A 24383-nucleotide genomic window follows, 5' to 3' on the forward strand; every position below is an offset into this window, starting at 1 on the left:
TGCGAGGCCATCTTCTAATGCGCCGGCCCGTATCGCTCACCCGACGGCCGGTCGCCCGCGTAGCCCGACAACCCGTAACGCTGCACCCGTCCCGGGCCGTCCTGACGCGTCAGGCGGAACCCTGGCTCCCCGTCCGGACGGTTGACGATGAACGACAGCCGCATCGTCTCGAAGCCGCGCACCGAGTCGAATGCGTTGATCTTGATGTAGTGCTGCGGCTGCGCCTCGCGGCACGCCTTCACTTCCTGCATCACGCCGGCCGCATCGTGCAGATCGAACATCGGCAGGCCCCACATTTCCCAATAGGTGTTGCGCGGATGCGGGTCGTCGGTGAATTCGACCGAACAGGCCCAGCCCTGGCGCAGCGCATAGTCGATCTGCAAGCCGATCTCCTCGTCGGTCAATTCCGGCAAGAAGGAAAACGTGCCCTGTGTAATACGCATGACGTACCTCGTTGATGAATGCAGCGTTCGGAACGGCGCCGACAGTCTCCCGCGCAGTGCGGCGGCACTGCGGTCAGACCTGCGCGGAGAATCTTCAAATACCCGCCGCTCAAGCGGCGGTCGGCGTGGCGGCGAAATCCGGCGTGTCGGTGGACGCGTAGTTGAAGGTCACGTCCCGCCACGTATCGAGCGCCTGCTTGAGCGGCGTACACCAGCGCGCCGCGGCTTCGAGAATGTCCGGCCCTTCGTGAACGATGTCGCGGCCCTCGTTGCGCGCCTTCACCATGGCTTCGAGCGCGACGCGATTGGCCACCGCGCCCGCCTGAATCCCGGCCGGATGGCCGATCGTGCCGCCGCCGAACTGCAGGATCGCGTCGTCGCCAAACAGATCGAGCAGTTGATGCATCTGTCCCGCATGAATACCGCCCGAGGCCACCGGCATCACTTTGCGCAGGCCGGCCCACGGCTGGTCGAAGAAAATCCCGCGCGACAGGTCGACCTCGTTGTGCGCCTCGCGGCACACGTTGTAATAGCCCTGCACCGACAGCGGATCGCCTTCGAGCTTGCCGACCGCCGTGCCCGCATGCGCGTGATCGACGCCCGCCATACGCAGCCACTTCGCGATCACGCGAAACGAAATGCCGTGATTGCGCTGGCGCGTATAGGTGCTGTGTCCCGCGCGATGCAGGTGCAGGATCATGTCGTTCCTGCGCGCCCAGCGCGCCATCGATTGAATCGCGGTCCAGCCGATCACCAGGTCGATCATTACGATGCATGAACCCAGTTCCTTCGCGAATTCGGCGCGCTCATACATGTCCTCCATCGTGCCGGCCGTCACGTTCAGGTAATGCCCTTTCACTTCACCCGTCTGCGCTTGCGCGTGACTCACTGCTTCCATCGCAAACAGAAAACGGTCGCGCCAGTGCATGAACGCCTGCGAATTGATGTTCTCGTCGTCCTTCAGAAAATCCAGCCCGCCACTCAATCCTTCGTACACCACGCGACCATAGTTCTTGCCCGACAGTCCCAGTTTCGGCTTGACGGTGGCCCCAAGCAGCGGCCGTCCGTACTTGTCGAGTCGTTCACGTTCGACGACGATACCGGTCGGCGGCCCCTGGAAGGTCTTCAGATAAGCAACAGGTATGCGCATGTCTTCGAGACGCAGCGCCTTGAGCGGTTTGAAGCCGAACACGTTGCCGATGATCGACGCGGTCAGGTTCGCGACCGACCCTTCTTCGAACAGATCGAGCTCATAGGCGATGTATGCGAAGTACTGCGGTTCGCCGGCGTTCGAGGCCGGCACCGGATCGACACGATAGGCTTTCGCGCGGTACATGTCGCATGCGGTCAGCCGGTCGGTCCACACCACGGTCCAGGTCGCCGTGGACGATTCGCCAGCCACGGCCGCCGCCGCCTCCTCCGGATCCACGCCGGGTTGCGGCGTAATGCGAAAGAGCGCGATCACGTCGGTATCTTTCGGCGTGTAATCCGGCTGCCAGTAGCCCATCTCGCGATACTTCATCACGCCCGCGGCGTACCGTTCGCGAGGGTTCGCCGCATCGCGCGGCTTGTGTATGGAATCGATCACCGGTTGACTGAAATCGTTCATGACGTATCCTCGAGTGTGAACAGGCGCGCTGCCGGAAGAACGAAGCGCTTGTGTGCACTGTAGGCATGAACGCAGTCATTGAGAATTCACGATTTTATTTGGCAGACTTAACCGATCCGTTATCCATCACGGAAACGCGAAGCGAATTTTCAACACCCGCGCTCGGAACGGTGGACAATGGTTCATATGGGAACTGCAAGCATGGCGTGACAGGAGGACAGCAAGCGTCTGCCCGTCATGGAACACTTTGCTGCATTCCCGGAACAGTGCGCGGCGTCACAGTTTCGTGCCGCCCGCCCGGTCGCCGCGCCGGTGCAATTCGGCAAACGCTGTATTGCGGCGCGTCACTGCGCGGTTCACGCCGCGTGGTCGAAAACCCGGCATGGAGCTTGCGTGGTAATGAACGCCAATGCAGTTCGGCATCACGCCGGACCGACGGCGCAACGCTGTATCACTACATGGAGGAAGCACATATGCAATGGACGACTCCGAGCTACACCGATATGCGTTTTGGTTTCGAAATCACGATGTATATCGCTACGCGTTAAGCCCGCAAGGGCCGCGAGACGCGGCCCTTCTGCGGATTGGTGGGTTAATCCCTAGCTAGACGGCCGGCCTTTCGGCGCTGCCAGGACACGCGTTCCCAGCCATGATCCACGAAACGATCGTCACCACGGCAGCGTGCGATGGCCGTCCTCATATCGCGCCGATGGGAGCCCGTTATGAGGGCGACTTCGTCATCCTTTCCCCTTTTCGTCCTTCGGTGACGCTCGACAATATCGTCGCATCGCGCGCGGCGGTACTGAACTTCACCACGGACGTTCGCATCTTCGCCGGCTGCGTCACGCATTGCGCCACCGATTGGCCGACGCTCGCGGCAAGCCGCGTGGCTAGCATCAGGCTCGCCGAATCGCTCGCGCATGCGGAACTCGAACTCGACGAACTGCGCGACGACAAGGAGCGCCCGGTGCTGCGCATGAAATGCGTGCACCGCGAAAACCATGCGCCGTTCGGCGGCTTTAACCGCGCCCAGGCCGCGGTGGTGGAAGGTGCGATTCTCGTCAGCCGGCTTTTCATGCTGCCCGCCGACAAGGTGGACCGCGAAATGGCCTACCTGCAGATCGCCATCGACAAAACCGCTGGCGAGGTCGAACTCACCGCCTGGAGCTGGCTCACGGCCGCGATCGCGCGGCACCGCGACAATCTCGCAGCTTCCGGCGGTTCGGCCGCCGAACTCGTATCCCACTAGCCCTTCCCGTGTTTCGGAGAATCTCGATGACCGCATTGCTCGCGAGCGTCCGCTCGGACGACGAGGCGTTCGACGCCGCCCAGGCCGGCGCCGACCTGATCGACCTGAAGGAGCCGAACGCGGGTGCGCTCGGCGGTGTGTCGATTAGCGACATCACGCGGATCGCGCGCCGGCTGCGCGCCCATTACCCGGTCAAGCCGATCAGCGCGACGATTGGCGACGTGCCGTCGGCCGCACTGGACGAGATCGCCACACGCGTCATCGAAGTCAGCGGCGCGGGCGTCGATTATGTGAAAGTGGGCGTGACGCCCGGACCGGGCGCGCGGCGCTGCCTCGATCAACTGGCCAGCCTGCCGGCGGCGGTCGTGCCCGTGCTGCTGTGCGACGGCGGCATGGACGGCGAGCTGGTCGCTTACGCGGCCACGCTCGGCTTCGTGGGCGTGATGTTCGACACGTCCGGCAAAGACGGCAGCACGCTGTTCGACCAAGTGGATAGCGACACGCTCGCGCAGTGGCTGCGGATCACACGCGAGCGCGGCGCCATGAGCGGCATTGCCGGTTCGCTCGGCTGGGCGCAGTACGACCAGATTCGTGCGCTCGCGCCGGATGTGGCGGGTTTTCGCACGGCGCTCTGTGTCGATGGACGGCGCTCGCGGCTCGATCCGCAACGCGTCGCGCAATGGGCCGCCGCGCTGCATCGTCCTGCGGGCGAGGTGAGCGGCGCCGTTGCCGCAGCGGATGCGAGCGCCGCGGGCGTGGCCCATTTCTAAGGCGCGCTTGCCGCTTGCGCATGTCGTTGCAAGTCGTCGCATTTCGCTGCACGGACGGCGACACGCAACGCGGCCGGGCGCTAGCTCACCGGCGTATTCAGCAGCCGGTCGCGCATCAACGCGACATTGTCCTTGTTGAGCAGTTCGACCACGTAGTTGGCTTCGTTCACATAGTCGACGAAACACCGGTCGACCACGCCGCTCGCGGCCAGCGTCTCGAGCCGCTCGCCCTCGGAGATCGGGCATGACTTCACCACGATCAGCCGCTCGGCGTTGAGCATCGTCGAGAGCCATGCGGCGAGGCTGTCCGAGGTGGTGTCCCAATTGCTCATCGCGTCCGGCGTGTCGCGCATCAGCGCGGTCGGCACCCATACGGCGACATGGCCGTCGCGCAGCGCGCGGCGGATCTTCGCCTCGCTCGAAGCGAGCACGAGTTCAGGCAACACCCCTTGCATGAGAATCGCGTATTGCGTCATGGCGAGCAGACACATGTTATGGGCGGCCAGATCGTCGAAGCGCCACTCGCTCTGGTATTGCCGCACCTTGTCCGCGAAATCGCCGCCACCGGGCACGATGACCACGCGCCCGCCCCCCACTTCACAGAGCTCGGTGAGCCAGTGGCGCAGCGTCGGCTCGTGACTCAGGCTGCCCCCGATCTTGACCACCCACATGACCGTTGTCCTCGCTTCCGATTGACTGCATTTGCCTGCTGTTTGCTCAATTGCGTGACACGTCTGCCTGTTGCGCCGCGTCTGGCAGCGGCTTTTCCGCCTCGCGCGGCAAACCTGCGCCACGCCGAGTCGTTCGCCTCAAGTCGTTCGCCTCACGCCGCCCGCGGCGCCGCGCCGCGGTTTCCGTCGATGGCATCGCTCTGCTGCAACGCCGCCAGCAATGCCACCGCCACACTCGGCGCGCACGTCGCGGCCCAGTCCAGGCGGCTCGCCGGCACCGCCGCCAGCGCGCCGAAATCGATGTAGCCACGCGCCTCTTCGCGCGCCAGCGCCGCCGCGAGAAAACGTCCGCAGCCGGCGCCCACCAGCGGCGCGGCGGCGAGTTCAGGGTGCGCCGCCGTCACGCGCGCCAGATTCACGCCGATTTCGCGCATCTGCAACTCGCGCCAGCGGAGCGCGAACCTGCGCCATTCGGCCGGGTCCGCTTCATGGGCATCCCGGCCGATCATCCGCGCGAGCCGTGTGCGGCTTGCGCTCTGCGTCTTCGGTCCCTGGTCGGCGCTCGGGTAAAGGTCGTACTGCGGCGCCAGTTCACCCGTGAGCCGGTAGACGTCCGCCGTGGTCGCAAACCATTCGTTCATCACGTTGACGGCCGCCCCGGCGAATTCGATGCGCTGCGCGATACCGCACAACGGCGTGCGCACCACGCCCTGGTACACGAGTTCGCCCGTGGCGAGCCGCCCGGCATCGGTCGCGGCACGCGCGACGACACAGCCGCCCGCGAGCGGAATGATGTCGGTGGTGGTGCTGCCGATGTCGACGAGCAGCGCGTCGGATACGCGTGCCGCCACCCAGCGCGCGGTCGCGAGCCAGTTCGCCGAGGCGACGCTGCGCCAGCCGGCCGCGCAGGTCTGCGGCGTAAGCCAGCCTGCGTCGCCGGCGTAGAAGCGCAGCCGCGGCCCGAGCCGCTGCGCCAGCGCGGCGGCGATCGCCCGCACGCCTTGCGCGCGGTCCTCGAACAGGTCGACCATCTCGCCGGTCATTGTCACCGCGTGTTGCGCGGCCGCTGTCTGCGCGGCGGGCCAGCGTTCGAAGACGAGGTCGATGGTTCGCTCGAGATGGTCGAGCCCCTGCCACAGCGGACACGCCCATTGCGCGATGTCGAGCACGGCGCCGTGGGCATCGGTCATCGAAACCTTGACGTGCGCGCCGCCGACATCCCAGCCGAATATCGGCGCGCGTTGTTCCGTCGTGGGGGTTGCATGCTTAACCGTGACATGCGCGGCGCTCATGGCTGGGCTCCACAGGCACACGGCGCGCCATGGTTGCGCGCCGCCGGACCGGATCGCTCGATGCGCACGCCGTGCGCATCGAGCAGCGTGCGTGCGAGATTGCCGCCCAGCGCCTCGGAAAGGCCGGCATACGCGACGGTCAGCCGCGGATTGACCTCGATCACAACCGGCCCGCGCTGCGGATGCCACACCACGTCGATGCCGACAAAGCCGCGCAAGCCCGGCATCGCCTTCGCGACGCGTTGCGCGAGCACGTCGAGCATGCGGCCCTGGTCGCCGGCCGGATCGATCTGGTTAACCGTCACGCCGTCGAATTCGACGATGCGCGGTTGCTGCCCCGCATCGCCTGCGCTCAAGCTGATTTGCTGACGGTTGATGCTCACGAGTTCCACGCCCTCGGCGCGGCAGACGAGCGAAAGGCTGAGCGGTTCGCCTTCGACCCATGACTGCAGTACGGGTTTGCGTGCGGCGGCCGCGCGGGCTTCGTATTCGGCGCAGGCGTCGACGAAATTGTCGAACACGAAGGTATCGAGACCGCCCGCGCCGTCGTCGGGTTTCACGACCCAACGCTCGCCGCGCCGCTCATCGGCCTGTGCCGGTTCGGCCTGTCCGGGTTCGATCTGTCCGGGTTCGATCGCAGGCGTGGTGGCGATGCCATGCGCCGCGAGGCACGCCGCCGTCGCGCTCTTGCTCGACGCCACGCGGATCGCTTCTTTCGCGCAGCCGAGCCAGCGCGCCGCGCCCACCGCATCGTACAGACGCAGCAGCAGCCCATCGCATTCCGGCGCGATGATCCACGCGTAATCGTGCTCACGCGCCGCACGCGCGACGAAAGCCGTCATCGACTCCCCTTGCGCGGCCCTACAATGAGCGAGCGCCGGGTCGACGGTTTCGAAGCGCGAACTCGCGAAGCTCACTCGCACACCGTCGAGTTCGCGCAGGTCGTTCGCGAGCGCGTCGCGCATCACCCGGCCTTCGACGATCAGCGCGCTCAGGTCGGCGAGACTCGCCGCGCCGGCATGCGCCGGGTCGATACCGCCGCCGGTGAGATACTCGAAGACAAAGATCTTGGTCAAAGGAACGCGCCCCTATGCAGGTGATACCGGTTCTCGATCTGCTCGACGGACACGTGGTGCGCGCGGTGCGCGGCGAACGCACGGCTTATCGGCCGATCCGCTCGTCGCTCGCCGCCACCAGCGAGCCGCTTCACATCGCTCGTGCGCTGCTTGCCGCAAGCGGCGCACGAACGCTCTATATCGCCGACCTCGGCGCGATCCTTCAGCAAGGCGCTCATGTCGAGACGCTCGCTGCATTGCGTGCCGCCCTGCCCGGCACTGACATCTGGCTCGACGCGGGCTATGCCGACTACTCGTCGATGCATACGCTGTTCGAACGCATCGAAGCCACCGGCAAGCGCAACAGCCACAGCGGCAATCCACCTCCTGCGCACGATCTTGCGACTCTCGTACCTGTCTTCGGCACCGAGTCGCTCCACGACCTCGACGCGCTCTGCGCCGCCGACGCTGCCGGACTCTCGCCGATCCTTTCGCTCGACCATCGCGCCGGCCAACTGCTCACCGCTACCGCATTCGAACGCACCGCCGCATGGTGGCCTCGAAGAGTGATCGCGATGACACTCGATCAGGTGGGCAGCTACGACGGCCCCGATCTCGCCACCGTCGAACGCATTCGTGCCGCTGCACCCGCGCAAACCGCCGTGATCGGAGCAGGCGGCATTCGTGATCGCGACGATATGGCGGCAGCAGCCCGCACTGGCGCTTCTGCGTGGCTCGTGGCGTCCGCGCTGCATGATCGCCGAATCGGCATGCCACTCACCGAGTCCACCTAAGCGAGCCATACAAATTCCATGCCAATCGGCGCAGGGGGTGTGCATGTAAACGAACGGCAAGCTGTTGTGGCAGTTCGTGACACTCTGCTCCAGGTTGACACACAACCTGTGCGGCGCAGCCGGCAGGCGCGTCGCCGAATCAGCGCCACGACTGCGCAATGCGGCGAAAACCGCGACCGTATCGATTGCTTTAAGCGCAGGGCCACATAAGCCACGCGCGACGCGTCGCACACCCGCGCCACCGGCTTGTATTCAGATCGGCATGGAGCTTGCTAAAAATGCGGCCATGCATCTCTCGCCCAATGATCCATCGTCCCCGAACCCGTCGGCCGCGGCCAACGTGCCCGCCTCGACAGTGACGCGCGATTGGACCTGCCCGTTCTGCCCACTGCTGTGCGACGACCTCGTCGTCGAGTCGCGCGAAGACGCCACGCTCGCCGTGCCGGATACCGAATGCCCGCGGCTCGCGCAAGCGCTTGCGTGTTACGGCAATGCGGACGCAGCATGCCGCAACAGCGTCGACGGACACGACGCGGATCTCGATACCGCAGTGGCGAGCGCGGCGCGGATCCTGTCGTCGGCACGCCGCCCGTTGTTCGGTGCGCTGACCACGGACGTTGCGGGCACCCGCGCGCTGTACACGCTCGCCGCCGGCTGCGGCGCGATCCTCGACCATCTGCACGGCGATGCAATGAGCGCGGCCACGCTGTCATTGCAGGATCGCGGCTCGTTCTTCACGACGCTTTCCGAAGTGCGTTCGCGTGCGGACCTGCTGGTGTTTTTCGGCTGTCAGCCGTCGCAGCGTTATCCGCGATTTTTCGCGCGTACGCTGGAAGGCACGCCGCAGCAACGCGAGCTGGTGTTCGTCGGTTGCACGCCCGACCCGGCTGCGAGCGGCCTGGCGAATACACACGTCGAAGCGCTCCTGCCGCACGCCGATCCTTTCGATACGCTCGCGCTTTGGTCCGCGCTAGCCGAAGGCCGTGAAGCCGGCACGTTGCAAGACAACGGCACGGGTGCGGCACAAGCACTGGCCACGCTGCAGGCACGCATCGCCGCCGCGCACTACACCGTGCTCGTCTACGAGCCTGCCGCACTGCCCGGCCCGCACGCCGCATTGCTGATCGAAGCCTTGAACCGGATCGTCAAAGCGGCAAACCGCACGGTACGCGCCGGCTGTCTCGCGCTCGGCGGCGACGACGGCGCATTGACCGTCAACCAGACCGTGACCTGGCTCTCGGGTCTGCCGCTCCGCACGCGTGTCTCGACGCCCGCACGCATCGCCGGCGCGGCGCCGCTCGACTACGATCCGTATCGCTATCGCACGGCCAGACTGCTCGCCGAGGGCGAAATCGATGCCCTGCTGTGGGTCGCCAGCTTCGCGCCGCCGGCATGGCCGCAAGCGCTCGAGGAGAACGTGCCGGCGATCGTGCTCGGCCATCCCGCTCTAGCCGACGCCGCCAAAGCGCGCGGCGGCGCCACTGTCTTCATTCCGGTCGCGACGCCAGGCATCGATAGCGGCGGCCATCTGTTTCGTGTCGACGGCTCGGTCGTCATGCCGCTCTCTCCTGCGCGAGGCGCGGCGCTGCCCTCGGTGGCGGCGATCGTCTCGCAACTGGCCGCGCGACTCGTCGCCGAGCCCGCCGCACAGGTGCAGTCATGAGTCTCGTCCGGCTCAAAGGCGGCACGATCTACGACCCGGCGAACGGCGTCGACGGCGAGCGCCGCGATCTGACGTTCCGCGACGGCCGCGTTGTCGACCTGCCCGCCACCACGCCGGCCGATCATGAATACGATGCCACCGGCATGATCGTGATGGCAGGCGGTATCGACATGCACTCGCATATCGGCGGCGGCAAGACCAATCTTTCGCGCCTGCTGCTACCCGAGGATCATCGCGACGATCCTGTGCGGGACGCCGCCTACGAAGCGGTACAGGACGCGAACGGCCGCTACCTGCGGCTGCCGTCGTGCGGCGTGTGCACGCCCGGCACGCTCGCGACCGGCTACCGCTACGCCGAGATGGGCTACACGGCCGCGTTCGAACCGGCCATGATGCCGTCCAACGCACGCCACACGCACCTCGAAATGGGCGATACGCCGATCATCGACCACGGCGCGTATGTGATGCTCGGCAACGACGAACTGTTCCTGCAGATGCTCGCTGCACGCAATGACTTCGAGCGTCTGCGCGACTACATCGGCTGGACGATTCACTCGAGCAAGGCGCTCGGCGTGAAGGTCGTCAATCCGGGCGGCATCTCCGCATTCAAATTCAACCAGCGCTCGCTCAACGTCGACGAGCCGCACGTGCACTACGGCATCACGCCGCGCGATGTGCTGCACACTTTGTCGCGCGCGTTGACCGAACTGCGCGTGCCGCATCCGCTGCATGTGCACGCGAGCAATCTCGGCGTGCCCGGCAATATCGACTCGACGATCGCCACCATGGATGCCGCCGACGGGCTGCCGATCCATCTCACGCATATCCAGTTTCATAGCTATGGCACCGAGGGTCCGCAAAAATTTTCATCGGGCGCGCGGCAGATCGCGGAAGCGGTGAACGCGCGGCCGAACGTGTCGATCGACGTCGGCCAGATCATCTTCGGACAGACCGTCACGGCCTCCGGTGACACCATGATGCAGTTCCGCAACACGCCGCTCGCGCGGCCGCACAAATGGGTGGTCGGCGATATCGAATGCGACGCGGGCTGTGGCGTGGTGCCGTTCCGCTATCGCGAGCAGAGCTATGTGAATGCATTGCAGTGGATCATCGGGCTCGAAATCTTTTTGCTGGTCGACGACCCGTGGCGTGTCGCGATGACAACCGATCATCCGAACGGCGGCCCGTTTACGAGCTATCCGCATCTGATCCGTCTGCTGATGGACAAATCGTTTCGCGACGAGCAGCTCGCGAAGCTCAATGCCGACGCGCAAGTGGCGAGCGCGTTGCCGCAGTTGCAACGCGAGTTCTCGCTGTACGAGATCGCCATCATCACGCGCGCCGGTCCGGCTCGCCTGCTCGGACTGCGCGACCGGGGCCATCTGGGCGTGGGCGCCGCGGCGGATATTGCCGTCTATCGCGATGTCGCGGACCGCGAGCGGATGTTTACGTCGCCCGCTTATGTGTTCAAGGACGGCGAACTGGTCGCGCGCGACGGCACGCTCGTCGCCACGCCCACGGGCGGCATCCATTTCGTCTCGCCCGAATTCGATCGCGGCATCGAGAAGACGCTGCGCGCCTACAGCGACGCTAATCTCGCGAGCAACTTCGCGCATGCGGCCATCAGCGACGACGAGATCTGCAATTGCTGCCGCGGCGGCAGATTGCTGCCGGTCGAAAGTCTCGCGAACGGCTGAGCACAAAGTGAAGCGCACACAATGAGCGAACCGGCGACCCTGCAGATCAACGGCACCACGATCGACGCCACCTTCGCGGAAGCTTTTCCGATGAAGGCGACCCGGCTCGTCATCACCGCCCATACGCCGGCGTGGGCGATGCATGCCGCCAACTCGCTGACGGGGTTCGCGACCTCGGTGATCGGCTGCGGCTGCGAGGCCGGCGTCGAGCGCATGCTGCCGCCCGCGGAAACGCCCGATGGCCGGCCGGGTGTGACGGTGCTGCTGTTCGCGGTGTCGTCGAAGGAATTGGCCAAACAGATCGGGCGGCGCGTCGGACAATGCGTGCTCACGTGTCCGACCACCGCCGTGTATGGCGGCATCGATCCTGACACGAGCGGCGCGCCGCTATCCGATCGGGCGTCGCTCGGCAGCGGGCTGCGTTTTTTCGGCGATGGCTGGCAAATCTCGAAGATGCTCGGCGACACGCGTTACTGGCGCGTGCCGGTCATGGACGGCGAGTTCGTCTGCGAAGACACCGCGCTGACCGTCAAGGCCGTGGGCGGCGGCAACCTGATCCTGCTCGCGCGCGATATCGACGCCGCGCTCGCCGCCTCGGAAGCGGCGGTCGCCGCCATGCGCAAGCTGCGGAATGTGATCATGCCGTTCCCGGGCGGCGTGGTGCGCTCGGGTTCGAAGGTCGGCTCCAGATACAAAGGCGCGAGCGCCTCCACCAACGACGCGTTCTGTCCCACCCTCACGGGTCTCTCGCCGCGCAGCGAACTGAGCGCGGAAGTCGGCTGCGTGCTCGAAATCGTGATCGACGGACTCACGGATGCGGATGTCGGCGCCGCGATGAGCGCGGGGATCGCCGCGGCCACCGGACTCGGGCAGGCGGCGGGCCTGCTGCGGATTTCGGCGGGCAACTACGGCGGCAAGCTGGGGCCTTACCACTTTCATCTCCACAGCCTTGCCGCAGGCCTCGACGGGAGCCGCGCATGAGTCAACACACCACGCTGCGCGTGAAATCGGCCCCGGGTTTCCGCGTCGACGCTTCGACGCTGCTGCCGGCGTCGCTCGCGGCGATGAGCGTGGCGCAGATCGAGCGCCTCGCCCTGCCCGCGGGCAATGACAGGTGTATCGTGGGCGATATATTCGACGTGTCGCGCCATGAGGCCGCCACTGAACCCGCGGCGCCTCAAGCTGGCGCCATGCTGGTGATCGAGAACGCGGCACCCTGGCTCGACCGTATCGGTGCGCGGATGGCGGACGGGCACCTCGTCGTGCACGGTTCGACAGGCGACTTTAGCGGTTTCCAGATGGCGGGCGGCACGTTGCAGATTCACGGCGACGCCGGCCATTTCACCGCATGCGAAATGCGCGGCGGCCGCCTCACCGTGACCGGCCATAGCGGCGATTTTGCCGCCGGCGCACTCGCCGGCGACATGGAAGGCATGACAGGCGGCACGCTGACGATTCATGGCAACGCGGGCGCACGGCTTGCTGATCGCATGCGCCGCGGCCTCGTGCTGGTCGGCGGCAATGCGGGCGATTTTGCCGCGTCGCGGCTCGTGGCCGGCACCATTGGTGTCGCCGGGCAACTGGGCGCGCATTATGCGTATGGTATGAGACGCGGCACGCTCGTGCTTGCCCAGCGGCCCACGCGCTTGCCGCCGACGTTTACCGGCGGCGGTCGCGGTTTCGACGTGTTCTGGGCGCTCCTCGTGCGCAGTCTCGCCGATGAAATCGCGCCCTTCTCACAGTGGCGCACGGCGAGCTTGCCGGCGCGCCATACGGGTGATCTCGCAGTCGACGGACGCGGCGAAATACTGGTCGTGAGCTAGCCACCGAAACCGGTCGGCCCGCAAAGCGGCCAGACAAACGGTGTTCGGCAGAAACACCGGATAACGAAGGAGACAGGCATGACGATGGCGCATTCTCCCCACCTATCTGCGGGTGCCGACGCACCCGCACCGCGCTATGCCGGCGCGATGATCGCGTTGCACTGGCTGATTGCCGTCGGCATTATCGGCCTGCTCGCGCTTGGACTGTATATGGTCGGACTGCCGAAGGGGCTGCCTCTCAAGGCGACGCTGCTCAACCTTCACAAGTCGGTCGGACTGACGGTTTTCCTGCTGGTGCTTCTGCGCATCATGGCGCGTGCGGCCTTCAAAGGGCCGCCCTTGCCGCCGATGCGACCGTGGCAACGCGCCGCCGCGCGCACTACGCAGGGCCTTTTATATGTAGCCATGGTCGCGATGCCGGTGTGCGGCTATCTCGGTTCGTCGTTCAACCGTTATGGGACGCGCTTCTGGGGCATTGCGCTGCCAAAGTGGGGCTGGGATGACGCGAGCTTGCGCGAACTTTTCTTCGGGCTTCACCAGGCGATCGGCTATGCGCTGATCGTTCTGATCGTGCTGCATGTGGCGGGTGCGCTCAAGCATCAGTTGATCGATCGCGACAATCTGCTCGCGAGGATGTTGCCATGACGCGGCGCGCTTCACGGCAGGCGTCGGCACCTGCACCGCTGAAGGTCGATACGCTGCGTACGCGCGACGGGCATCGTGTGTCGTTCACGGTGGCGGGCGCAGCTGACGGCGTGCCGGTCGTCGTATTGCACGGTGGCCCAGGCAGCGGCAGCCAGCCAGGCGCGCTGCGGCTTTTCGATCTGACGCGCTTCAGGGTCGTGCTGATCGACCAGCGCGGCACGGGCGCCTCGACGCCGCACGGCAGCGTGCGCCATAACCGCACGGATCGGCTGATCGAAGACATTGAAGCGATCCGCGTTCGCCTGGGCGTGCAGCGTTGGGGCGTGCTCGGCGGCTCGTGGGGCGCCGCGCTCGCGCTCGCTTACGCCGGCCGGCATCCGCAGTCGGTGACGGGTGTGGTGATGCGTGGACTGTTTCTCACTTCGCTGCGCGAGGTCCGCGGGCTCTTCGTCACGGCGCGCAAACACGCGCCACGGGCATGGGCGCAGCTCTGTACGGCCGCGCATTGCGACCGGCCCGCCGCGTTGCTGGCCCGCTGCCATGAGCGCTTGCAACGGGATGGCGATGCAAAGGAAGCGACCCAGCATGCGCTCGCGCTCGCATGGCGCGGCTATGAAAATGCCGTGCTCGCCAGCGCCGACTCGCGCCGCGCACACTCGCCCGCAAGAACTTCGCGTCGAGACGTACGCAAGCTGGTCGGCAAATACCGCATTCAGGCCCACTACCTGATGCATCGCTGCTGGCTCGGCGAAACCCGTCTGCTCGCGCTGGCGCGCCAAGCTGCCGCGGCCGGCGTGCCGCTCGCCGCCGTGCATGGCTCACGCGATCCAGTCTGCCCACCGGGCAATCTGCGACGTCTCGTGCGTGCCGTTCCCGCGGCCCACGTCGAATGCGTGCGCGCAGGCCATCTCGCGAGCGACCCGAGACTGCACGAACGTGTTGCCCACGCACTCGCAACGATGTTCCTTCCAACCGCTCACGAGGGGCGCGTTCTGCGCCGCGCGGCATGAAAATCACGGTACTCGGCTCGTCGGCGGGCGGCGGTTTCCCGCAATGGAACTGCAATTGCCGCAATTGCGACGGCGTGCGGCGCGGCACGCTGAAGGCGACGCGCCGCACGCAATCGTCGATCGCAGTCAGTGCGAATGGTGAGGACTGGCTGCTCGTCAACGCGTCACCCGATCTGCTCGCGCAGATCGCCGCCAATCCGGAATTGCAGCCGGCCCGCCGCGTGCGCGATAGCGGCATTGCCGCAGTGCTCGTCATCGACGCGCAGATCGACCACGTCACCGGCCTGCTGATGCTGCGCGAGCGCGACACGCCACTGCCGCTCTACGCAACCGATGCCGTTTGGCAGGACCTGTGCAGCGGTTTTCCGGTCGCGCCGATCCTCTCGCACTATTGCGGCGTCGAACATCGCCGTATCGCACTCGACGGCGCGCCGCTCGCCGTGGACGCACTGAACGGCGTACAGATCGACGCGCTGCCGCTGTCGAGCAAGGCGCCGCCCTATTCGCCGCATCGCAACGCACCCGAGCGCGGCGACAATATCGGGCTCGTCATCACGAACCGGCAGACCGGCAAGCGCGTGTTCTACGCGCCCGGACTCGGCGCGATCGAAGCGCACGTGCTTGCCGCGATGCGGGAGGCTGACCTGCTGCTAGTCGACGGCACGGTGTGGACCGGCGACGAAATGATCCGCCTGGGTCTCTCGAAGAAGACTGCTGCCGATATGGGCCATCTGCAGCAGTCGGGGCCGGGCGGCATGATCGAGGTACTGGATTCGCTCGACGCGCACAATGTCCGCAAGGTGCTGATTCACATCAACAACACCAATCCGATTCTCGTCGAGGATGGGCCAGAACGGCGCACGCTGACCGAACACGGCATCGAGGTAGCGTACGACGGAATGACGTTCGAAATATGACGTTAAGCATGACTGCAAAAGTCAGGTTATGAAGCGTCAATTCAAAAGCATAGCCATGAAGCAGAAAACGGAGACGGCATGAACGCGAAAGACACTTTGGGCACGGCGCCGCTGCACGACATGCAGACGAACGGACGCGGCGACAGTCCCGCCTGGACCCGCGAAGAATTCGAAGCACAGTTGCGGGCGAAAGGCACCGCTTACCATATTCATCATCCGTTCAATGTGAAGATGAATAGCGGTGGCTGCTCCCGCGAGCAGATACGCGGCTGGGTCGCAAACCGCTTTTATTATCAGATCAATATTCCGCTCAAGGATGCGGCCGTGTTGTCGAATTGCCCCGATCGCGAGACACGCCGCCGCTGGGTGCTGCGCATTCTCGACCACGACGGCTATGGCGATCAGGAAGGCGGCATCGAAACATGGGCGCGCCTGGGCGACGCGGTCGGCCTCTCGCGCGACGACCTGTGGTCGCTGAAACGGGTGACGCCCGGCGTGCGGTTCGCCGTGGACGCCTATGTCAATTTCGCGCGCCGCGCGCCGTGGCAGGAATCGGTCTGTTCGTCGCTCACGGAAATGTTCGCGCCGCAGGTTCATCGCGACCGGCTCGCGACCTGGCCGGAACACTATCCGTGGATCGAGTCGTCTGGCCTCGCGTATTTCCGCTCGCGCATCTCGCTCGCGCAACGCGACGTGGAGCACGGGCTCGCGGTCACGCTCGATCATTTCACACGGCGCGAACAACAGGAACGCGCGCTGGAGATCCTGCAATTCAAGCTCGATATCCTGTGGACCATGCTGGATTCGATCGAAAAGGCCTTTCCGCAATGAACGACCTGCCACGCGCCGGCGGCGCCATGCAAACCGCCGATCGTCCGACCATCAACAAGCTCTTTCGTCTGCAATGGGAGCCCGCTCAGAACGCGCACGTTCTGCTCTACCCGGAAGGGATGGTGAAGCTCAATCAGAGCGCGGCGGAAATCCTCAAACGTTGCGACGGCACGCGCGATATGAACGCTCTGATCGCCGACCTGGAGCAGGCGTTCAACACGACCGGGCTGGGTCCGGACGTGCGGGCGTTCGTTGCCGACGCGCAGTTGCGCGGCTGGCTGGAGTAGCGCGATGACCGATCTCTCACAACCTGCTGCCGCGGCGCAACCTCAAGCAACGCCGGACGGTGTGGCGCCGCCGCTCTGGCTGCTCGCGGAACTGACTTATCGCTGCCCGCTGCACTGCGCGTTCTGCTACAACCCGGTCGACTATACGGATCACAGCCGCGAGTTGAGCACCGAACAATGGATCGGCGTGCTGCGCGAGGCACGCGCGCTCGGCGCCGCGCAACTGGGGTTTTCAGGCGGCGAGCCGCTGGTGCGGGATGATCTCGAAGTGCTGGTCGCCGAGGCGCGCAAGCTCGGCTTTTATACGAATCTGATCACCTCCGGCGTCGGTCTCACCGATAAGCGGCTCGGCGACCTGAAAGCGGCCGGCCTCGACCACATCCAGTTATCGTTCCAGGATTCGACGCAGGAACTGAACGACTTTCTGAGCAGCACCCGCACCTTCGATCTGAAACAGCGCGTCGCCGCATCGATCAAACAGCACGGCTTTCCGATGGTGCTCAACTGCGTGCTGCATCGCTATAACCTGCCGCACGTCGACAAGATCATCGAGATGGCGCTCGCGATGGGCGCCGAATACCTGGAGCTCGCCAACACGCAGTACTACGGCTGGGCGCATCAGAACGAAGCGCAGTTGATGCCGACTCAGGAACAGCTCGACGAAGCCGAAGCGGTAGTCGAACGCTACCGCCGCACGCAGGGCGAGCGCTGCAAGATTTTCTTCGTCGTGCCGGACTATTTCGAACGACGCCCGAAGCGCTGCATGAACGGCTGGGGCGCAGTGTTTCTCGGCGTTGCGCCAGACGGCGCTGCGCTCCCCTGCCACGCCGCACGCAGTCTGCCCGGACTCGTGCTGCCGAATGTCAAAGACACGCCGCTGCGCGAGATCTGGTACGAGAGCGACGCGTTCAACCGCTTTCGCGGCCTCGCCTGGATGAAAGAGCCGTGCCGCAGTTGCGACGAAAAGGAACGCGACCTTGGCGGCTGTCGTTGCCAGGCGTATCTACTCACCGGCGATGCGGCCAATGCCGACCCCGTCTGCGACAAGTCGCCGTCGCATGACACGGTCTTGAAGGTGGTGAACGTGGCGCGGCGCGCGGCCGCCGCAGTTGAACCGCGCGAGCAGCCGATCCTGTTTCGCAACGACGCCAATTCGCGCAAGCTGGCGTCCGTTGCGGCATGCGGGAAGACCGGCGAACACGGCGGCACAGGAGGCTGACCATGACAGCGGGAGACATTTCCGTCTTGCTCGTCGACGATCACGCGGTGGTGCGCGAGGGCTACCGGCGTCTGCTCGAACAGAATGCCGACGTGCATGTGTGCGGCGAGGCCGCCGACGCCAGTCAGGCCTATCAGCGTTTCTGCGCGCTGCGCCCGGACGTGGTGGTAATGGACGTATCGTTGCCGGGCGCCAGCGGCATCGAAGCGATGCGCCGTATGCTCGCGCGCGAGCCGGACGCTCGCGTGCTGATCTTCAGCGTGCATGAGGACGCGATTTTCGTGCGCCGCGCGCTCGATGCGGGCGCTCTCGGCTACGTGACCAAGGCCAGCGCCCCCGACGTGCTGGTGGAGGCGGTGCGCACCATCGCCCGGCGCGCCGGTTATCTGAGCCCGGATATCTCGCAGGCGCTCGCGCTGCGCAACGCGTTCAGCGAAGGTCCGCCAGGACGGCAGTTGTCGGCGCGTGAGTTCGAAGTGCTGCGACTGCTCGTGCAAGGTTATACGCTGCCGAGCATTGCCGAGAAGCTGGGGTTGAGCCAGAAGACCGTGGCGAATCATCAGTCCGTGATCCGGCAGAAATTCGGCGCCGACAATGGCGTGCAGCTCGCCCAGATGGCAAGCCGCCTCGGGCTTCAGTTCACCGGTTCGGCAAGCCCTGCGTGAGCGGGCACCCGCGCGCAGAACAGGAAACCGCCTTCCGGCTTGCTCGCCACGTGAAACTCGCCGCCTAGCGCCTCGACCCGCTCGCGCATGCCGATCAGGCCGAGCCCGCCGCGCGGCTTGTCGAGGTCGACGCCGGGGCCGTCGTCGGCCATGGTGACGACGATTTCATCGATGGGCCCGGCGTCATGCCCTTCGTGCGACTCGCGTGGGGCACGCACCATGAACACTTCCACGCGTGCAGTGCGGGCAAACTTCGACACATTGGTCAGCCCTTCCTGCACGAGCCGGTAAAGCGTGATGGTCAGCGCGTCGCTCAGACCGGCAAAGTCCCCTTCGATCGTCAGCGAGAACGACGCGTCCGGCAGACGCTCACGCCAGCCGTCGACGCAATGCTCCAGCGCGCTCGGCAAACCAAACTCGTCCAGGCCGATCGGCCGCAGTCGCCGGATCATGCCGCCAATCTGCCGATAGACGTGGCTCGCGCTCTGCATGAGGCCGAGCGAGACGCGATGTATCTCCGGCTCGCGTGTGCTGGACAGATCGCGGATGCGCGCGGCGTCGAGCGAGATTGCGTTGAGGTACTGGCCTAGCTCATCGTGCAGCTCGCGCGCCAGATGGCGGCGCTCCAGTTCCTCCGCTTGCAGCGCCTGATTGGCGAGACGCCGGTTGTCGGCGAGCAGGCGCTCAGCCTGCTCTTCCAGTGCGCAGCGCCGGCTCAGTTCGCGGCGCGCGTCGCGGTAACGGCGCCATGCAAACCACGCGAGGCCGATAGAGAGCACGCACAGCGTACCCGGCAATTCGTCGAGCTGGAAGCGCTCGAGGCCCCGCGTCCAGCGGTAAGCGTGCTCGCTGAAATCGAACCTCGCGCTCAGCACGGCGGCGAGCACCGACAGCGCAAACACCCACGCAAGGTCGCGCCACACCGCCGAATGCGGTGGTACGGAGCGCACTGAAGAAGGGTTCGAGGGGTCGCTTGCCATCACGTTTGCATTCGTCACGTTTGCATTCTACTCAGACCGATTGCACACAGCGCTGTGTTGCAGCGCGTTTGGGAACGCTTCCCCGCGATATCGGGAAAAGCTCCCGGGTTTCGCGCGCCGGCGTATGCGAAGCTTTGCACACACAGAAAGAAAGCGCTACGCACGCCGCAACGCGGTGGCGCTCATGAAGATAGCGTCGATCCGGCCGGAGACAGAACGATGAACACGCCATCCAGCGCGCACCGCGCATCTCGCTTACCGGACTTGCCACGTTTGCGCCGGCGGGCCGGTCTCACGCTCTGCTTCGGCGGCGCCCTCGCGAGTTTGTCCGTTTCGGCGTGGGCCCAGACGGAAGGGGCTACGCCCTCAGCGGCGGCGGCGGCGGCCGCCGCCGCGCCGGCCGGCGTGAATCCGGAGGCTGATGCGGTGAAGCTCGCGCCGATCGTCATCGTCGGCACCACGCCGCTCCTCGGTATCGGCACGCCGCTCTCGCAAGTGCCGGCCAATGTGCAGACCGTTCACGCACCGGATCTCGAACAACAGCACCGCAGCACGCTCACCGATTACTTCGCGAAGAACCTGCCGAGTGTCGATATCGCCGACGCGCAAGGCAATTCGTATCAGGTCAACGTCAATTATCGCGGCTTCACCGCGTCGCCTTTGCTCGGCACGCCGCAAGGCCTTTCCGTGTTCGTCGACGGCGTGCGCGTGAACGAGCCGTTCGGCGACGTGGTCAACTGGGACCTGCTGCCGCAACAGGCGATCGATACGATCCAGCTGATTCCCGGTTCGAACCCGACCTACGGTCTCAACACGCTGGGCGGCGCCATCGCGATCACGACGAAGAACGGCAAGACGAGCCCCGGCGGCGAGGCCGAGGTGCAAGTGGGCTCCTGGGGCCGCAAGTCCGCCCAGATCGAACAGGGCGGCACCATCGGTCAGAATCTCGATTACTACGTGACCGGCAACGCGACCAACGACAACGGCTGGGCGGAGCAGAATTCCAGCCGCGTGCGGCAGGCATTCGGCAAGCTGCGCTATACCGACGCGGATACGACGCTGTCGTTCTCGGGCGGCGGCGCGGACAACGATCTGCACGGCACGCAGACCATTCCGCGCTCATTCCTCGGCAATCCAAAGCAGCCCTATACCTATCCCGACCAGAATCTGAACAGCGCCGCCTACGCGACGCTGTCGGGCGATCATTACTTCAACGATCATGTCGAGCTGAGCGGCAACGTCTATTACCGGCACTTCCGCAACGACAACGTCAGCAGCAACACCAATCCGAATTTCGGCGCGGTGGACGACGACGGCAACGTCGATACGACCCAGGCGACCAACGAAAGATCGATCGTCTCGACCGACAGCTATGGCGCGAGCCTGCAACTCACGCTGCTCGGCAAGCTCGGTGGGATGGAGAACCAGTTCGTCGCGGGTATATCCGCGGATATCGCCAACTCCCGGTACACCCAGTCTTCCCAGAATGCGGTGTTCACCGCTTCACGCGCGACCATCGGCATCGGCGATTTCGAGCAGGAAACCGCGGCAAAAACGCATAACGGAAACTACGGAATCTATCTGCAGGATACCTTGTCGCTTACGAAGCAATGGACGCTGACGCTCGCCGGACGCTATAACTGGGCAGACGCCACGATCGGCGACTCGAGCGGCACGCAGCCTCAGCTCGACGGCCACCATACATTTTCCCGCTTCAATCCGGCGATCGGCATCAACTGGAATCCGACTTCCGCATTCACGGCCTATGCCACCTATAACGAAGGCATGCGTTCGCCGACCGCCATCGAACTGGCCTGTGCGGATCCGTCCGCGCCCTGCTCACTGCCGAACGACTTCGTGTCGGATCCGTCGCTCCAGCCGGTGATCTCGAAGACCTTTGAGATCGGCGCCCGTGGACGGATAGGCCAGGCGACGACCTGGAGCGCCGCCGTCTACAGCACGACACTCGACAACGATATCGAGTTCATCAGCACCAATGGCGCTACCAGCAACCAGGGCTTCTTTCAGAATGTCGGCCGCACGCGCCGGCAGGGCCTCGAACTCTCAGGACACAGCCAACTCGGGCCGCTCGCCGTCACGGCCAGCTACAGCTACGTCGACGCGACCTACCGGTCGAGCTGGACCGAAAGCAGTCCGAGCAATTCCAGTGCGGATCAGAACGGCAACATCACCGTCAAGTCGGGTGATCATATTCCCAGTATCCCGGCGAACACCGTCAAGCTGCAACTCGACTACGCGGCCACCGCGAAGTGGAACATCGGCACGAACCTGACCTGGCGCGGCAGCGTCTATGCGCAGGGCGACGAGAACAACCAGGATGTGAACGGCAAGATCGCGGGCTACCTGCTGATCGATCTGGACACCTCGTACCAGGTGACCAAACAGCTTCAGGTCTTCGCGAGCATCACGAACCTGCTGGACAAACGCTATGCGAGCTTCGGCGCGCTCGGCGAGAACTTCTTCAACGGCCCGAACCATACGTTCGACGGCGCCAACCCGATCAACGAGCAGTTCGTCGGGCCGGGCGCGCCGCGCGGTTTCTGGGTCGGGCTGCACTACGCGTGGAAGTAACGCGTAATGCGCGTGAGCCGACCGACGCGTCGATCGGCTCTCAGGCAACGCGCTCAATGCGATTCGATCGAGCCGTCGCTATGCGGATACGTGACGATGCCCCACGCCAACGGCAGTTCGCCGATCTGCTTGATCGGCTGATAATTTTGCGCGTCGAGCACATAGACCGCATCGGAGCGGCCACATGCCACCAGCAGTTTCGCGCCGTCCGGCGTGAAGCTGAAGTGCCAGCAACGCTGGCCCACCGGCACGTCGGCGACATGCTCGTAGCTGTGGCCGTCGAACACCTGCACCGTCTTGTCGCGCGCCGCGGCGACGAACAGCCGCTTGCCATCCGGTCCGAACGCTACGCCGTACGGGCCGAGCTTCGTATCGACAGTCTTCACGACCTGGAATGTGCGCGCGTCGATCACCACGAACTTGCTCAGCGATTCGAGCGTGACGACATAGTCCTTGCCGTCGGGTGACAGGCGGATGCCGCGCGGCCGGCCGCCTGCCGCGAGCTTCACGGTCCGGACCGGCGCGCCCGTGCGGACGTGATAGACCGAGACCGTATCGTCGCCCTCATTGGTGACAAGCATGGTGTTGCCGTCGCGCGAAAATTCGATCCCCTCGGTTTCGTGGCCGCTCGTGACCGAACGAATCACGCGCCAGGTCTTCATATCGACGATCGCGATTTCAGCGGGCGGCTTGTTGGCGTCATCGTCGTCGGCGCCCGGCTTGCCGTTGGCGGCGGGCGGGCTATCAGCACCTGGCTTGCCTTTGGCGGCGGGTGGGCCGCCGTCTTCGCCGGGTTCGTAGGTCACGTATGCGTAGCCGTTGTGCACGCGCACAAATTCCGGGTTCTTGCCGATCTTCACACGCTGGACGACCTGACCCGAAGCCGTGTCGATCACCGCCAGGTCACCGGTATTCTTGTTGGCCACGAGAAGCCGTGTGCCATCCGCATTCAGACTCAGGCCGCGCGGGCCGTCGGCGCCGACCGGAAACGTCTTCGTCAACGTCATCTGGTCCAGATCGATCACGCCGACACCGGCCTTCTCGCTGGTCACGTAGGCTATTGGGGCCGCCGCGTAGGCCGTACTCGCGGCGAGCGCAAGCGCCGCAACGGCGGTGGCCAGGGTGGTGACAGCGAAAGCGAGGGACCGTCCTGGTGTTGTGATACGAAAGCTTGTCTCCAGCATTGTTGTACTCCGTAGTGAAATCGCTACGCCGCGAAAGCTCGCGCCATTCAAGCAAAGTAGTTCATCGGAGGATCGTTTGACAACGCACATCGGGCGGGAGATTTTCCCGAATTGACTCGGTGAGACCAGCGGCAGTACTAAAACGCGCTGTAGGGGTGGAAAATAAGCGCGGAGGTGGCCAATGCGAGGCCTCGACCGCAATGCTCGAACGTGCAATGGCGACGGCTGGATATACCGCGATCGATACGGCATCGCGGCGTCGTATCGTCATGGCGCTGGGCGCCGTCATCGCCGCTCATGCGGGCTTGCTTGGGTGGGTGTTGGCGACGCGAGACCGCACAGTCGAGCGAACGGTCGAAGCGACGCCCATCGTCGCAATGCTGTTGAGGGATGACTCGCAAGTCCTTGCACCTGTCGAACCTGTCGAACCTGTTCAGCCTGCCGTGCCCGCCGCGGCCGCTGCGGTTGCCGCGCCGCAAGCCGCGCAGCCCGCAGTACGGAGCAAACTCCTGCCGCAGCCTCATCCCAAGCCGCCGCGCGCGAGCGCAGCACCTGCGCCGAGCGTGCCGTCGCCATCCGGTGATTCCTCGCGCTCGCCTGCACCGGTGGCTGCGCCCATTGCCGCTGCGCCATCCCCCGCAGCGCCGGCGGCGAATGCTTCTGCAACCGCTGGCGAGCGCACCGTGCCTGCATCGAGTACCCCAAGGAGCGTGTCGCACGTCGACTGCGCTATTCCCAAGCCGGACTATCCCGAGGTATCGAAGCGCCGCGGTGAAAGCGGCACTGCGATCGTCCGATTCGTAGTAGGCCTGAGCGGCCACATCGAAACCGCTCAAGTTCAAAGGAGCAGCGGCTATCCCCGGCTCGACGACGCGGCGCTCGCTGCGATCCATGCGGGAGCGTGCCAACCCTACAGGGAAAACGGCGAAGCGGTGCGTGCCGCTTATTCGGAATCGTTCATCTTCGGATTGGCCGAGTAGCCTGTCT

The 24383-nt window shown here is 65.2% G+C and carries 24 protein-coding genes; 17 read left to right on the plus strand and 7 right to left on the minus strand.

Annotated elements, in window-relative coordinates; genetic code table 11:
* Nucleotides 1-14: 14 nt before the first annotated feature.
* Together BLW71_RS26055 and BLW71_RS26060 are read right to left on the minus strand one after the other, a co-directional pair.
* Complete coding sequence (locus tag BLW71_RS26055; RefSeq protein WP_091803561.1) at nucleotides 15-443, minus strand: ribulose bisphosphate carboxylase small subunit; 429 nt, start codon at nucleotides 441-443, stop codon at nucleotides 15-17.
* 109 nt (nucleotides 444-552) lie between these two features.
* Complete coding sequence (locus BLW71_RS26060; protein ID WP_091803564.1) at nucleotides 553-2052, minus strand: form I ribulose bisphosphate carboxylase large subunit; 1500 nt, start codon at nucleotides 2050-2052, stop codon at nucleotides 553-555.
* 473 nt (nucleotides 2053-2525) lie between these two features.
* Here BLW71_RS26060 and pqqA point away from each other — a divergent pair, with 473 nt between their 5' ends.
* The 3 genes from pqqA to BLW71_RS26075 all read left to right on the plus strand — a co-directional run bounded on the left by pqqA (nucleotide 2526) and on the right by BLW71_RS26075 (nucleotide 4071).
* Nucleotides 2526-2600, plus strand: coding sequence for a pyrroloquinoline quinone precursor peptide PqqA (pqqA, locus tag BLW71_RS26065; RefSeq protein WP_013342881.1), 75 nt, complete (start codon nucleotides 2526-2528; stop codon nucleotides 2598-2600).
* A 101-nt stretch (nucleotides 2601-2701) separates the two neighbouring features.
* Nucleotides 2702-3301, plus strand: coding sequence for a DUF447 domain-containing protein (locus BLW71_RS26070; RefSeq protein ID WP_091803567.1), 600 nt, complete (start codon nucleotides 2702-2704; stop codon nucleotides 3299-3301).
* A 26-nt stretch (nucleotides 3302-3327) separates the two neighbouring features.
* The gene (locus tag BLW71_RS26075; protein WP_091803569.1) at nucleotides 3328-4071 is read left to right on the plus strand and encodes a (5-formylfuran-3-yl)methyl phosphate synthase; all 744 of its coding nucleotides are present in this window, start codon (nucleotides 3328-3330) and stop codon (nucleotides 4069-4071) included.
* An 80-nt stretch (nucleotides 4072-4151) separates the two neighbouring features.
* On the opposite strand, the gene BLW71_RS26080 is transcribed toward BLW71_RS26075, so the two are convergent.
* From BLW71_RS26080 to BLW71_RS26090, 3 genes are all read right to left on the minus strand, one after another.
* Entirely contained in the window at nucleotides 4152-4742 is a 591-nt protein-coding gene (locus BLW71_RS26080; RefSeq protein WP_091803572.1) for an amino acid kinase family protein, read from the minus strand.
* A 152-nt stretch (nucleotides 4743-4894) separates the two neighbouring features.
* Nucleotides 4895-6034: a hydantoinase/oxoprolinase family protein gene (locus BLW71_RS26085; protein ID WP_091803576.1), complete on the minus strand. Its 1140-nt coding sequence runs from the start codon at nucleotides 6032-6034 to the stop codon at nucleotides 4895-4897.
* Entirely contained in the window at nucleotides 6031-7110 is a 1080-nt protein-coding gene (locus BLW71_RS26090) for an ATP-grasp domain-containing protein (RefSeq protein WP_091803579.1), read from the minus strand. The genes BLW71_RS26085 and BLW71_RS26090 overlap by 4 nt, the downstream gene beginning before the upstream one ends.
* 14 nt (nucleotides 7111-7124) lie before the next feature.
* On the opposite strand from BLW71_RS26090, the gene BLW71_RS26095 reads away from it, so the two are divergent.
* The 12 genes from BLW71_RS26095 to BLW71_RS26150 all read left to right on the plus strand — a co-directional run bounded on the left by BLW71_RS26095 (nucleotide 7125) and on the right by BLW71_RS26150 (nucleotide 18640).
* Complete coding sequence (locus tag BLW71_RS26095; protein WP_091803582.1) at nucleotides 7125-7883, plus strand: HisA/HisF-related TIM barrel protein; 759 nt, start codon at nucleotides 7125-7127, stop codon at nucleotides 7881-7883.
* Nucleotides 7884-8169: 286 nt separating this feature from the next.
* The gene (locus tag BLW71_RS26100) at nucleotides 8170-9546 is read left to right on the plus strand and encodes a molybdopterin-binding domain-containing protein (protein ID WP_091803585.1); all 1377 of its coding nucleotides are present in this window, start codon (nucleotides 8170-8172) and stop codon (nucleotides 9544-9546) included.
* On the plus strand, nucleotides 9543-11243 hold the full coding sequence (locus tag BLW71_RS26105; RefSeq protein WP_091803588.1) for a formylmethanofuran dehydrogenase subunit A: 1701 nt from the start codon (nucleotides 9543-9545) through the stop codon (nucleotides 11241-11243). Before BLW71_RS26100 ends, BLW71_RS26105 begins: the two co-directional genes overlap by 4 nt.
* Before the next feature lie 21 nt (nucleotides 11244-11264).
* Complete coding sequence (gene fhcD, locus BLW71_RS26110; RefSeq protein WP_091803591.1) at nucleotides 11265-12224, plus strand: formylmethanofuran--tetrahydromethanopterin N-formyltransferase; 960 nt, start codon at nucleotides 11265-11267, stop codon at nucleotides 12222-12224.
* The gene (locus BLW71_RS26115) at nucleotides 12221-13066 is read left to right on the plus strand and encodes a formylmethanofuran dehydrogenase subunit C (protein WP_091803594.1); all 846 of its coding nucleotides are present in this window, start codon (nucleotides 12221-12223) and stop codon (nucleotides 13064-13066) included. Before fhcD ends, BLW71_RS26115 begins: the two co-directional genes overlap by 4 nt.
* 78 nt (nucleotides 13067-13144) lie before the next feature.
* Complete coding sequence (locus BLW71_RS26120; RefSeq protein WP_091803597.1) at nucleotides 13145-13711, plus strand: cytochrome b; 567 nt, start codon at nucleotides 13145-13147, stop codon at nucleotides 13709-13711.
* A complete protein-coding gene (locus BLW71_RS26125; RefSeq protein ID WP_091803600.1) occupies nucleotides 13708-14721 on the plus strand; it encodes an alpha/beta fold hydrolase in 1014 nt (337 codons plus the stop codon). The genes BLW71_RS26120 and BLW71_RS26125 overlap by 4 nt, the downstream gene beginning before the upstream one ends.
* Nucleotides 14718-15638, plus strand: coding sequence for a pyrroloquinoline quinone biosynthesis protein PqqB (gene pqqB / locus BLW71_RS26130; protein ID WP_091803603.1), 921 nt, complete (start codon nucleotides 14718-14720; stop codon nucleotides 15636-15638). The genes BLW71_RS26125 and pqqB overlap by 4 nt, the downstream gene beginning before the upstream one ends.
* Nucleotides 15639-15716: 78 nt before the next feature.
* On the plus strand, nucleotides 15717-16469 hold the full coding sequence (gene pqqC, locus BLW71_RS26135; protein WP_091803606.1) for a pyrroloquinoline-quinone synthase PqqC: 753 nt from the start codon (nucleotides 15717-15719) through the stop codon (nucleotides 16467-16469).
* Entirely contained in the window at nucleotides 16466-16756 is a 291-nt protein-coding gene (gene pqqD, locus BLW71_RS26140; RefSeq protein WP_408302580.1) for a pyrroloquinoline quinone biosynthesis peptide chaperone PqqD, read from the plus strand. Before pqqC ends, pqqD begins: the two co-directional genes overlap by 4 nt.
* A 4-nt stretch (nucleotides 16757-16760) precedes the next feature.
* Nucleotides 16761-17975: a pyrroloquinoline quinone biosynthesis protein PqqE gene (pqqE, locus tag BLW71_RS26145; protein WP_091803609.1), complete on the plus strand. Its 1215-nt coding sequence runs from the start codon at nucleotides 16761-16763 to the stop codon at nucleotides 17973-17975.
* 2 nt (nucleotides 17976-17977) lie between these two features.
* Nucleotides 17978-18640, plus strand: coding sequence for a response regulator (locus tag BLW71_RS26150; protein ID WP_091803612.1), 663 nt, complete (start codon nucleotides 17978-17980; stop codon nucleotides 18638-18640).
* Here BLW71_RS26150 and BLW71_RS26155 read toward each other — a convergent pair.
* Nucleotides 18610-19620: a histidine kinase gene (locus BLW71_RS26155; protein WP_091803615.1), complete on the minus strand. Its 1011-nt coding sequence runs from the start codon at nucleotides 19618-19620 to the stop codon at nucleotides 18610-18612. The genes BLW71_RS26150 and BLW71_RS26155 overlap by 31 nt on opposite strands.
* 219 nt (nucleotides 19621-19839) lie before the next feature.
* Here BLW71_RS26155 and BLW71_RS26160 point away from each other — a divergent pair, with 219 nt between their 5' ends.
* Nucleotides 19840-22212 carry a TonB-dependent receptor gene (locus tag BLW71_RS26160; protein WP_091803619.1) on the plus strand — a complete coding sequence of 791 codons (2373 nt, stop codon included), beginning with the start codon at nucleotides 19840-19842 and terminating at the stop codon, nucleotides 22210-22212.
* Nucleotides 22213-22265: 53 nt separating this feature from the next.
* Here the strand turns inward: BLW71_RS26160 and BLW71_RS26165 are convergent, their stop codons facing one another.
* Nucleotides 22266-23396 carry a YVTN family beta-propeller repeat protein gene (locus BLW71_RS26165; RefSeq protein WP_091803622.1) on the minus strand — a complete coding sequence of 377 codons (1131 nt, stop codon included), beginning with the start codon at nucleotides 23394-23396 and terminating at the stop codon, nucleotides 22266-22268.
* Nucleotides 23397-23596: 200 nt separating this feature from the next.
* Between BLW71_RS26165 and BLW71_RS26170 the strand changes: the two genes are divergently transcribed.
* Complete coding sequence (locus tag BLW71_RS26170; protein WP_286162106.1) at nucleotides 23597-24376, plus strand: energy transducer TonB; 780 nt, start codon at nucleotides 23597-23599, stop codon at nucleotides 24374-24376.
* Nucleotides 24377-24383 lie beyond the last annotated feature (7 nt).

The sequence above is a fragment of the Burkholderia sp. WP9 genome (assembly GCF_900104795.1).
Lineage (GTDB): Bacteria > Pseudomonadota > Gammaproteobacteria > Burkholderiales > Burkholderiaceae > Paraburkholderia.